This is a genomic window from Lishizhenia sp. (assembly GCF_057456495.1).
This window is the reverse complement of record NZ_JBVCPV010000083.1, coordinates 1-11,931: the sequence shown is the minus strand read 5'-3', so window position 1 is coordinate 11,931 and position 11,931 is coordinate 1. Positions and strand designations below refer to the sequence as shown.

The following is an 11,931-nucleotide window of genomic DNA, read 5'->3' as shown; positions in this document are numbered from 1 at the left end:
GAATTGGAGGAACAACTTTCCCAACACTTCCATTCAGAAGCAGCTTTGCTCTTCAATTCAGGTTACGATGCCAATTTGGGCTTGTTACAAGCTTTGGTGAAGCGTCATGATACCGTAATTTACGATGAACACATCCATGCTTCATCTAGAGATGGATTGATATTGGCGCGCTGTAAATCTTACAGTTTCAAACACAACTCACTTTCTCATTTAGAAGAACGCTTGCAAAAGGCAGAAGGGATAGTTTTTGTTTTGATAGAATCGCTCTACTCCATGCACGGAGATTTGGCCGACTTAAAAGGAACGGTTGAAATTTGTAAAAAATACGGTGCTCATTTAATTGTAGACGAAGCTCATGCCGGAGCTTGTTTTGGTAAAAATGGCGGTGGAAGAATAGAAGAACTAGGATTAGAAGATGAAGTTTTTGCACGTCTACTCACCTTTGGAAAAGGATTTGGAGCGCACGGTGCTGTGGTGCTATCTTCTCAATTGGTAAAGGACAACCTAGTGAACTTTGCACGCTCCTTCATTTACACCACTACCCTTCCAGAAACCAGTGTTTACCGCGTTCAGCAAATTATAACACAAACCGACTTCAAGGCTTTACAACTAAAATTGCAAGCCAACATCGCTCGCTTTTGTGATGTATTTGGATTGAAAAACAATGGTAGTCCGATACAGTGTTTAACTGCTGACAATATAGACACCTTAAAAGCTTGGGAAAAGAAATTAAAGGCAGCTAACATAGGTATTAAGTGCATACTTCCTCCTACTGTTAAACCCGGCGAAGAAAGGTTGAGAGTTTGTGTGCATGCGTTTAATACAGCAGAAGAAATTGAACAATTAGCACAGCTTATTCAAACTGCTGTTTAAGTTTCCCCGGAGTAGTATTTCACGCTTCGTATGTCGCTCATCTCGACTCCGCTCGATAACCTGAATCAGATCATTTAATTATTCAATAGATATAGGTTTCCGAGCGGAACGATAAATTAATATTTCTCTAGCACTGGTAAGACCAATTAATTCACTGAAAACAACTCTGTATCTGTACTTACCTTAACGGTTTGTTCTTCTTTCTTATAATCATAGGTTGGCCAAGAAGGATAATCTTCTTCCAATGAGAAATTCGGATGTTGAAGCACTGCTCCCGGTGTATGTTTAATCATGTGCAACACACAATCTAAGGCAGAACGCAACGCTGGTTCTGTCCAACCACCTTCTACCCCATAATTCTCACCTGCAAAATACAAATGCGAAGCTTTGGCGAAATGTTCATTGTAGCCCAAATCTATCATGTTCTCTGCCTCGTTGTGGGCTCTGTACAATTTAGAACATCCCAAATAGGTTGGTTCTTTGATCCATTGTATAGAAACAGGTTTTGTAGTATCTATGTATTCAGTAATATCCTCTCCCAAGGTTTCCATGGTTATAGACTTCAACTCTTTGAGCACGATATCACTCAATTCTTCATTGTTGAAAGCCAAAAGTTTCAACGAATCATCCTCCCAGGTATAGCTGGCCAAAATCACACCCGGATCTTCTGGTTTATTGCTCCATGCTAATCCATACATGTCTTGTATCAAGGTGTCTGTTACCAAAACTTGTGGAATTTTACAGTCAGGAAATTGTTCTTTATCCCAATACCTGGCTTTTAAAGGGAAGAATAATTTACAGCTCGAAATGTTGTGCTGCGTTTGTGCGGCAATGATTTTATCCTGCGGTAACTCTTCTTCTGGGAAACCTTCAAAATCCATAGACAATTGCGCTGCCCATTTGGTAGAGGTTACCAAAGCCTTGTCAAAAAATTGTCCCTCGGGATGCTGCTCTGAGTAGACCAACACACCTTTCTCTGTCTTTTTAATTTTAGTTACAGGAGTTTCCATGAACAAATCCCCTTCGGTAAACAAAGACTTCTCTTCTTCCCCTGGTAAGGGTGCAAACATTAGGTATTCTGCCAAACCTTGAATTCCTTCATAACTTGGTCCTTCAAAGGCCTTTTGTGGAGTTGATGAATCTAAGACAGTTCGCATAAAATAGGGCAATTCCTCTGGGTGGGCCAAACCTTCTACCGTTTGTAGGTTAGAGTCAAAACCAAAATAAGTACAACGAATAAACCACATCGCACCGATGTCATAGAATGCTCCCCAGCTTCCATCACCTGTACCTATGATGTATAACAAATTGGCTTCTTCAGCAGTCATTCCAAAACCGCCCAAATCACCATCAAAATCCTCTAAATGAGCAATTTTATGTAAAATTTCTTCGCGGTCTAAAGAGGGTTCTAACACCAAATCTTTAAAACTCATCCCTTGGTAATGTGCACGAAGCTTACGCCAACAAATCGTCCACAATTCATTGTTTTGTGTATAGTATTGTTTGGCAGCCTGTTGGAAGTTTTTTCCAAACTCTTCTACTTTCTCACATAACTTCTGCAATACTTCATTTTTGGGGTATCGACGAACACCGTCCTCATCCAATGGCCAAAAGATCATACTCGGCTTTTCACTTTCTGCCCCTTTTGGTCCAAATCCTTTATTGATATAAATACCCGTATTTCCTGGTGCAGCTCCAGGGTTTGGGAAAGGTGTAAGTATTGCTTTATTTCTACCTGGCTCGTGATTTAAATAATACCCTAACAAGCAATTTTCATCACCTGGTTTACTAAAGAAAGGCATACGCATGGCTCCCATTTCCAAACCGGCGTGCTTACGCTCTATCCCTTTATCTAAAGGATTTTTCAAGGTATATAATCTTCCTCCAATGCGATTAGAAGCTTCAAAAAGGGTCACTTTATAACCACATCGCAACAATTCTCTAGCAGCCGTAACTCCCGCTACTCCCGCGCCCATTATGGCAACTGAGGGTTGGTCTTGCTCTAGTTTGGCTAATCCATTTGGAGATTCTTTTAACAACTTAAAATAGTCAAACCTAAAATCAGCAGGGTTTGGAAAATTTGGAACCCAACTTTTGGGATCACTATCTTGTGTTTTGATATTATTCGTAATACCAGGCTTCATATTTTAATTTTTCGGGTGAAAAGTGTCGAAGTACATCTCTATACCTCGAAATTTGGGCGCAAAGAAAGTCATTTAAAAATTTAATTGAAACAAGAATGTTTTAAGATTCGGGGAAAAAGGGATGAAATAATAAGCGTGGATTCTTAAAGTAATTGGATTGTCATTTATTGTCAAAAAATATGCTTTAAAGGCTGGTTCTTTTATTTATTTTTAGCCCTATGCAAAGAAATTATATCACCCAGGGAATTTTAATACTTACCCTTTTCTTTACCTCATTTGCGAAGGCATCAGAACCTTCCTCTTCCATTTATGTTCAACTGCAAAAATTACACTCTTTAAAACGTGTGTTATATGTTGCTGCTCATCCCGACGATGAGAATACCAGAGCTTTGGCTTGGTTTTCTTTGGGAGAAAAAGCAGAAACGGCCTACTTCTCCTTAACCCGTGGAGATGGCGGACAAAACCTAATCGGAAATGAGTTAGGTGATGCTTTAGGTGTATTGCGTACCCAAGAATTGCTGGCTGCAAGATCGCATGATCATGCCAAACAGTACTTTTCAAAGGCCGTGGATTTCGGTTATTCAAAATCTGCAGAAGAGTCTTTCCAAAAATGGGGTAAGGATGTATTGATGGCGGATTTAGTTTTGATGATACGTCGCTTTAAACCAGATGTGATTGTAACGCGTTTCCCACCCGATAAAAGAGCCGGACATGGTCACCACACCGCCTCTGCCCTTCTTGCATTAGAAGCATTTGATAAAGCGGCCGATGCCAAGTATTTACCAGAACAAGTAAAGGAATTAGGAACTTGGCAAGTAAACAGCGTTTATTGGAACTCATCGTATTGGTGGAATCCGAGCATAGCTGATTCTGCTGCCAACAACCCAAATTACTTGGTTAAAGACATTGGAGGATACGCCCCGATGTTAGGAAAATCTTACAACGAAATTGGAACGCTTGCACGTTCTCAGCATAAATGTCAAGGCTTTGGAAACTTGCTTGAGCGCGGTGAGCAAATAGAGTACTTTGAGCATTTGAAGGGTAAAAAACTTAAAAACTCTTTCTTTGAACATGCACAACGAGATTGGTTTAATTTGACCAAAAGCAATGTGGAAAAGCGCTTCAATAAACTCTTGGAGAATTTCAATTTCCAAGACCCTGCACAAAACATCCCTGCTTTACTCGAAATATTGAACTACATGGAACAAATTGTAGATCCTCAATTGCGCGATGAAAAAGTTGCGCTGTGTAAAGAAATCATAGCCCAATGTTTAGGAATGAATTTAGAACTATTGGCAGACGATCACAGTTTTGCTTTAGGAGAAGAAATTCCTCTAGAACTCGTAGCTATCAATAGATCATCTACACCTGTCACTTTAAATTCTTTGCGTTTAAGTGATGGAACTGAAATTAATCTCTCTGAAGAAATTCCTGAAAATAAAGAATACAAACATCGTCTAAAAACGGCTCCCACAACGGTTCTTTCCACTCCTTATTGGTTGAGAAATGAGCATACAGATTTGTATACGGTAAACGACCCTCAAAATTTATTAAGGGCTGAGAATAGAGCCGCTATTCACGGTTATTTACGCATAGAAATTGAAGGTCAAACCTTAGAATTACCGGTTTCGGCAGATCATAAATGGAGGGATCCTTCTTACGGAGAAAGACGCAGACCATTGGTGATAGCTCCAAAAATCACTGCAACACTCGATCAAAACATATTGATTGCAAAGCCTGGTGTTGAAAAAGAAGTTTTGATAACGCTGCACGGATACCAAAACAATTACGAAGACGAATTAAGTATTACAGTTCCTGAAGGTTGGAAAATTAGTCAGTCTACTTTTAAGGTACACTTCACCAAGAAACACCAAGAACAAAATATTATCCTTCAACTTACGCCAAGTACTAACGCTGCATCGGGCGAATTATTGATTAAGGATAGTTCGGGAAAAAGCATCTATGATGCAACAGAAATCAGTTACGACCATATCCCCACTCAAGTCATCTTTTCTCCTTCACAAATGAAATGTATTCCTTTAGATGTGCAAGTGAAAGAACTCAAAGTAGCTTACATCAAAGGTGTAGAAGATGCTGTTCCTAATGCTATTCGTCAATTAGGTTTAGAAGTGGATGAGTTTGAGGTAAGTGAACTACCTAGCGTTGATTTAACGCAATACACAACCGTTGTACTCGGAATTCGTATCTACAATGTTCATCCTGAATTGGAAAACTTCCACCCTCAACTCGAGAATTTTGTGAAAGCGGGAGGTAAACTAATCCTTCAATACAACACGGCTTCAAGATCTGGCAATTTTCAACCCTTTGCTCCCCTCCCATTTAAAATTGGAAGAAACAGAGTAACAGAAGAAGATGCCACAGTAAACATATTAGATGCTGAACACCCTATTTTTAATGTACCCAATAAAATCACACCTGAAGATTTCGATGCTTGGGTGCAAGAAAGAGGGTTATATTTTGCGGAGAACTATACGCCTGCTTATACGCCATTATTGAGTTGGGCCGATCAAGGTGAACAAGCTCAAGAAGGAGCTTTGATTGTTGCTGAGTTAGGAGAAGGACAAGTGGTTTACACTGGAATTTCTTTCTTTAGAGAACTTCCTCAAGGTGTGATTGGGGCCTATCGTTTATTCGCAAACATTTTAAGTTACTAGTTATGGAGGAAAAAGATAAAACCAACTGGAAAGCGTGGTATTGGGCCTTGGTTGGATTTTTAGCCTTGCAGATACTCTTGTATTTATGGATGACTAACACCTATACTTTATGAGTTGGATAGATTGGACTGTATTACTGGTTACTTTGTTTTCTATCGTAGCCTATGGAACTTGGAAAACCAAGCTAAACAAAGACCTTAAAGGATATTTAAAGGGTGACAACTCCGAGAATTGGGCTACAATCGGCTTGTCCATCATGGCTACCCAAGCCAGCGCCATCACTTTCTTATCAACGCCTGGTCAAGCCTATGAAAGTGGGATGGGCTTTGTGCAATTCTACTTTGGATTGCCCTTAGCGATGATATTCATTTCTGTATTCATCCTCCCCATTTATTATCGTTTAAAAGTATATACTGCCTACCAATATTTGGAGGAGCGATTTGATGTAAAGGTGCGATCTTTTACTGCTTTATTGTTTTTACTTTCCAGAGGTTTGGCGGCAGGTATCACCATCTATGCCCCAGCCATTATTTTATCTACACTATTAGATTGGAACTTACAGTTGACCTGTATTTTAATTGGTGGCTTGGTGATTATTTATACCGTTTCTGGTGGAAGTAGAGCCGTTTCACTTACTCAAAAATGGCAAATGGGAATCATCATGACCGGAATGTTTATTGCCTTTTATTACGTCTTAGATAGTTTCCCAATCGGCATAGGTTTAAGTGAAGGAGTTGACATCGCCGGAGCTCTGGGTAAGATGAATATTATCGACCTTTCCGTTGACACCGGAAACAGGTATACTTTACTTTCTGGACTTACAGGAGGATTGTTCTTATTTATCTCTTATTTCGGTACGGATCAATCGCAAGTACAGCGTTATTTAGGAGGTAAATCATTGAAAGAATCTCGCCTGGGGTTAATGTTTAATGGATTGATGAAAATACCGATGCAGTTTTTCATACTCTTCATTGGCGTGATGGTTTTTGTCTCTTTTCAATTCAACAAACCGCCTATAGTTTTTAATCAGCATTTGGTAGATATAACACCTACTCAACAAGCAGAACTGGTAGAAATTGAAAAAGCCTACGACCTTGTTTTTAGCGAAAAGAAACAACTATTAAGCACACAAGCAGATTTACATGTACCGCAACAGTTACAGCTTAAACAAGACTCCCTACGCGTCTTATACAAAGAAAAGTTAAGTTCTTTTGATCCAGATTATGAAGAAAAAGACAGCGATTATATTTTCTTAGGCTTTATATTAGAGTACTTGCCTCCAGGTTTGATTGGACTGCTGTTGGCAGTTATCTTTTCTGCAGCAATGTCATCCACAGCTGGAGAATTAAATGCTTTAGCATCTACCACCACTATAGACTTTTACAAAAAATTCTGGTCAAAATCTGATGAAGATAAAAAGGACGTTAGAGTATCTAAAGTACTGACCATTATCTGGGGATTACTCGCCATAGTCATCGCCTTAACTGCAGGACTTTTCGAAAACCTCATCCAATTGGTGAATATACTTGGATCTTTATTCTACGGTACTATTTTAGGTGTCTTCCTTTTGGCCTTTTTCTTTAAGCAAGTTGGTCACCAAGCAGCATTACTGGCAGGAATAGTAGGACAATTAACGGTATTGATAATACACGTAATGAAAGTCTACGAATTCTTTGACCTAAGTTATTTAATGTACAATATTATCGGAAGTACGGTAGTAGTTCTCGTCGGACTTACCCTTGAATACCTTCACTTTAAAAGGGCATAAATCAAAAAGCTGGAAATCAAAATAGAACTTTGATTTCCAGCCTTTCTTTCCTTGTTAAGGAAAATTTTGAACAACAAATTAGATGCTTCAAAAATTCTCTTGAAGATTGGTAAAGTTACAGTAGTAATACCTCACAATTTAAGGTACCATTCTGGGTCCATGAATTTCAACGCATGTTCTCCAAATGTTAATTGTCTTTCATCTGAAATTAAATAAGTAGACCTTTCACCATTAATAGCTGAGAAGATAACTGTGTGTTCTACTCCATTGCTATCTGTTTTCAAAATCCTTACTAAACGTTCGTCAGAAGGTAAGTGTAAAGATTCTGTACAGCTAGGACAGTGAAAGTGGGTTAAATCACCTTCGTGTATATCCAATTTCGGATTTAACTTGGTTGCATAATCCCCTATTTCTTCACTCAACAATATCACACCACTGTTTCCGTGCGGTTTTTTTACCGCTAGGGCTATATAGCCTTGTGCATTTAAGTATGCATGACAATATGGACAATTATAGTGTTTCATACCCTAGAAGGTACGAATATTTGATGGAATAAACACAAAAATAATTCAGCTGAAAAGAAGAAAGTTCAACGAATAAATTAATTATATCTAAACTATTATGCACAAAAAATGGGACTGCTCAATGAACAGTCCCACCTATATATCCTCCGAAAGAATTAGTTGTTAACAGGTTTTACTGCAAACTCTTCTTTCTCTCTTTCTTTTAATCTATCCCAAATTTGGTTGATACCGGCTTTCAAAGCTTTCTCCTCCTCTTTTTGAGCTACTTTCATTACTGTTGGATCTTCAAAGTAATGCTTCACAAAATTGGTGTCAAAATTACCTGAAGTAAAGGCATTGTGTTTCATCACATACTTACCAAAATCTAAGGTTGTTCTTAAACCAGAAATTTCGTAATTATCAATTGCTTTAATCATACGTTCGATAGATTGTGCTCTATCTTCACCGTAGGTTACCAATTTCGCAATCATTGGATCGTAGTAAATAGGAATTTCCATTCCCTCTTCAAAAGCATCGTCTACACGTACCCAGTCAAAGTTTGGTTTTCTATATCTACGTAACGTCCCTATGTCCGGAGCAAAGTTATTCAAGGCATCCTCTGCGTACACACGTACTTCCATAGCATGACCCTTCATTTTAATTTCTTCTTGCTTTAACGGCAATTCCTCACCTCTAGCCACTCTAATTTGCCATTCTACCAAGTCTAGCCCTGTAATTTCTTCAGTAACCGGGTGCTCAACTTGTAGACGTGTATTCATTTCTAGGAAGTAGAAGTTTAAATCCGCATCAATTAAAAATTCAACGGTTCCTGCGCCTTCGTAGTTACATGCTTTGGCAACGTTAATTGCTGCTTGTCCCATCTCTTCTCTAATTTCAGGAGTAAGAACAGCACTTGGAGCCTCTTCAATTACCTTTTGGTGACGACGTTGGATAGAACATTCACGCTCAAATAAATGAACTGTATTTCCATGACTATCTGCAAATACTTGAATTTCGATGTGACGTGGTTTCGTTACAAATTTCTCAACGAAAACTGCATCATCACCAAACGAAGAACGCGCTTCTGATTGGGCCAATTGCATTTGTTCCACCAAATCCTCTTCACGCTCCACTAAACGCATTCCTTTACCTCCACCACCGGCAGAAGCTTTGATCAAAACTGGGAAACCAATTTGCTTGGCAACATCAACAGCTTCTTCAAAATCAGAAACTGCTTTATCAATACCTGGAACTAAAGGAACATTAAATTCCTTTACCGCTTGCTTAGCACTTAATTTATCTCCCATCAACTCCATAGCGTGTGCCGATGGTCCAATAAACTTAATTCCTGCAGCTTTTACCTTTTCAGAGAACTCAGCGTTTTCAGATAAGAAACCGTATCCTGGGTGAATCCCATCTGCACCTGTTGCCTTGGCAGCTTCTAAAATTCTCTCTTGCACCAAATAACTCTCTGCTGAAGGTGAAGCTCCAATATGAACAGCTTCATCAGCTTCTAAAACGAAAGGAGCATTGGCATCTGCGTCAGAATAGACAGCTACACTTTCTATGTTTAACCTGTGTAAGGTTCTAATTACCCTTCTCGCAATCTCACCACGGTTGGCTATCAATACTTTTTTCATCTCTTGTATTCAATATATTAATTCTCCTCATCTAACAACGCAGGGTTGTCTATATACTCCTGAGGAATCTTCTTTTTATTGTTATTATCTTCTTTTTTGTCCTCTTCTTTTCGAAAGAGGTTACCAATATACTGGAATAATTTGAAGTCACTTAAATTTTGAAAGTCTTCTTGGTAATGAATACCTACACCTTGCGTAAATTGACCTTGGTTGTTATCTTGTATTACAGAATAATCATTGGATTCGTTGTAGACATTTACACGCATGGTTCTGGCTTCGTTCAATACATATTCCACACGTACATCACCAATGATATTACTTGTATTAGTCGCGGAAGAACTTGCATTATTTTCTACCCCAAAGGATGTTGAAACAATGAGTTTATCATCCAAGAATTCTTTACTCACCCCGAGCTCCACAGAGTTATCTCCCGTTAGCTGATCTCTGTCTAAAGCAACCCCTATGTTCGCTCCGGTGTTTAACTTATCTATCAATGAATTGATTTGGGTACTTACCAAATCCAAACCACCACCTATAGATCCTCCTGAATTAAGCGGTATAAACTGTTTGAAGACCATCAGATTAATAAATTGACGGTTTAACTCATCTTGGTCTGATCGTATTCTTGCCAAAGTTGCTTTACCCATTTCGTTGGCTTTGGGAGCTTTGATGTCAAAAGTAATCTCTGGCTTCATTAACTCTCCATTCAAACTCAAATAACAATTGATCTCATCTTTCCTGGTCCCATTATTCGTCATTACATCTTGTACCACCACATCTAAATTTGCTGTAGTCTTGTAATAGGTTTGTAGATTTACGGTTGCATCGTAAGGACTTCCCGTCCACTGCACAGTTCCTCCTTTTTCTAGAATAAAGTTTTGCTTGTAAGGACCTAACACAAAGTTGTAGTTCCCCCTATCCACAGTGAATACTCCCTCCATGGTCAATTGGTTGTAATTATCTAAACTAATGATAATGTTTCCCCCTCCATGAGCTGTGATTTCATCTCCTGTGGCATCATTAAAAATTACTTTTAAACGAGCATCAGGTGTTACGCCAATATTTAAATTCAATTCTACTCCAGTAAAATCAATTTTGGGTTCATTAGATAGCAATGAATCTGCCACACGCGGAAGCCATTCTATGAATTCGGCCTCTTCAATCTCTGAAGCCCCGTACATAGGAAAATCTATCCATGTTCCTTTTCGCGTGTTTGCATTTACATCGATAATTAAGTTGTCTGAATACCCTGAAATATTCGCAGTTCCTCTGATATAAGCTTTACCATAGTAGTACTCGTCCGGATCATACTTCGTATTCATAACCAAAAAGCGGTCTACAGGAACAAATTTGTTATTGACCAGATATTCTTCCATATCAAAGGTTAAATCGAAGTTGAAATTCTTAAAATTATCATGGAAAATCTGTCCTACCACAGACCCCGTATTCCCCTCTTCATCCTTAATAGGAATGTTGTTTAAGAACACACCATTTTCTACTACTTCTATCTCTCCATCAAACTTAAAGTTGGCACCGAGTAATTGAAGTTTTGCATTCCCATTAGAAAGCTTCACCTTTCCTTCTAAAACTGGCGCATCTATCTCCCCTCTAACTTTTACCTTACCAGCAAGGTTACCGGCAATGTTAGATACCACATCTTCATCCATAAAGGCATTTGCCACCTGTAAATCTGCACCTTTAAAATCTAGCAAGAAGTTCAGATTATCTTCCTTGGCAACCACATCATAGTAACCACTAAAGTCAAAAGTTTCTATCCCTCTATAATTGATTTTTCCTTCAACATCTATTTTCTTTTGTTTTTGTCGATAAGCCGCCAGCAATGCAATATCACCTACCTCTTCACTATTAATGAACAGGGAATCTATGTTTCCGTTCCCTGTAAAAAACAAATCTGTAAAAGGTGTAGCTATTTCACCTTTTATGTTGGCAATTCCTTCTACTGCAAAATCTCCAAAAACTCCAGCAATATCGCTCAAATCGAAATCTTTGGCCACCACCTCGAGTTTATCATTTGGTTCATTGCTTATTAAACCATCTAAACTTAAGTATTGGTTATCTCTTGCCATGCGGAAATTATCGACATCCAAACTATCGCCTTTGATATGAATCACTGAGTTTTTACGTATATCCCAGCGGTGATCTCTTATGGTGAAGTATGACGTTTTAATATCAAACTTTAAATCATCTTCTCCTTTGATATAGGTGTACCAAGAAAGTGACGTAGGGTTCAATTTGGTTGCATTCCAAGACAATTGAGCATCTAATAAATCACCTAAACTCATGCTGGTAAAGTGGAAGTCCTCACAG

Annotated in this window: 7 protein-coding genes; 3 read left to right on the top strand and 4 right to left on the bottom strand. The window is 38.7% G+C overall.

Annotated elements, in window-relative coordinates; genetic code table 11:
* On the top strand, positions 1-873 hold an 873-nt coding region (locus AC22ZQ_RS07620), incomplete at its 5' end, for an aminotransferase class I/II-fold pyridoxal phosphate-dependent enzyme (RefSeq protein WP_318958185.1).
* 146 nt (positions 874-1,019) lie between these two features.
* Here AC22ZQ_RS07620 and AC22ZQ_RS07615 read toward each other — a convergent pair.
* Positions 1,020-3,017 (bottom strand): flavin monoamine oxidase family protein, encoded by a 1,998-nt coding sequence (locus tag AC22ZQ_RS07615; protein ID WP_318958184.1) that lies wholly within the window; start codon positions 3,015-3,017, stop codon positions 1,020-1,022.
* A gap of 218 nt (positions 3,018-3,235) precedes the next feature.
* Between AC22ZQ_RS07615 and AC22ZQ_RS07610 the strand changes: the two genes are divergently transcribed.
* Together AC22ZQ_RS07610 and AC22ZQ_RS07605 are read left to right on the top strand one after the other, a co-directional pair.
* Entirely contained in the window at positions 3,236-5,692 is a 2,457-nt protein-coding gene (locus AC22ZQ_RS07610; protein ID WP_318958183.1) for a PIG-L family deacetylase, read from the top strand.
* A gap of 109 nt (positions 5,693-5,801) precedes the next feature.
* Positions 5,802-7,460, top strand: a complete 1,659-nt coding sequence (locus AC22ZQ_RS07605; protein ID WP_318958182.1) for a sodium:solute symporter family protein — start codon at positions 5,802-5,804, stop codon at positions 7,458-7,460.
* Positions 7,461-7,591: 131 nt separating this feature from the next.
* Here AC22ZQ_RS07605 and AC22ZQ_RS07600 read toward each other — a convergent pair whose 3' ends face one another.
* The 3 genes from AC22ZQ_RS07600 to AC22ZQ_RS07590 all read right to left on the bottom strand — a co-directional run.
* Complete coding sequence (locus AC22ZQ_RS07600; RefSeq protein ID WP_318958181.1) at positions 7,592-7,984, bottom strand: hypothetical protein; 393 nt, start codon at positions 7,982-7,984, stop codon at positions 7,592-7,594.
* Between the two features lie 155 nt (positions 7,985-8,139).
* Positions 8,140-9,603: an acetyl-CoA carboxylase biotin carboxylase subunit gene (locus tag AC22ZQ_RS07595; RefSeq protein ID WP_318958180.1), complete on the bottom strand. Its 1,464-nt coding sequence runs from the start codon at positions 9,601-9,603 to the stop codon at positions 8,140-8,142.
* A 17-nt stretch (positions 9,604-9,620) separates the two neighbouring features.
* On the bottom strand, positions 9,621-11,931 hold a 2,311-nt coding region (locus tag AC22ZQ_RS07590; RefSeq protein WP_318958179.1), incomplete at its 5' end, for a translocation/assembly module TamB domain-containing protein.

What these genes read in the sequence shown, in the direction of transcription:
- AC22ZQ_RS07615 (WP_318958184.1), bottom strand. Translation starts at nt 3,017, where the DNA reads ATGAAGCCTGGTATTACGAATAATATCAAAACACAAGATAGTGATCCC.
- AC22ZQ_RS07610 (WP_318958183.1), top strand. Translation starts at nt 3,236, where the DNA reads ATGCAAAGAAATTATATCACCCAGGGAATTTTAATACTTACCCTTTTC.
- AC22ZQ_RS07605 (WP_318958182.1), top strand. Translation starts at nt 5,802, where the DNA reads ATGAGTTGGATAGATTGGACTGTATTACTGGTTACTTTGTTTTCTATC.
- AC22ZQ_RS07600 (WP_318958181.1), bottom strand. Translation starts at nt 7,984, where the DNA reads ATGAAACACTATAATTGTCCATATTGTCATGCATACTTAAATGCACAA.
- AC22ZQ_RS07595 (WP_318958180.1), bottom strand. Translation starts at nt 9,603, where the DNA reads ATGAAAAAAGTATTGATAGCCAACCGTGGTGAGATTGCGAGAAGGGTA.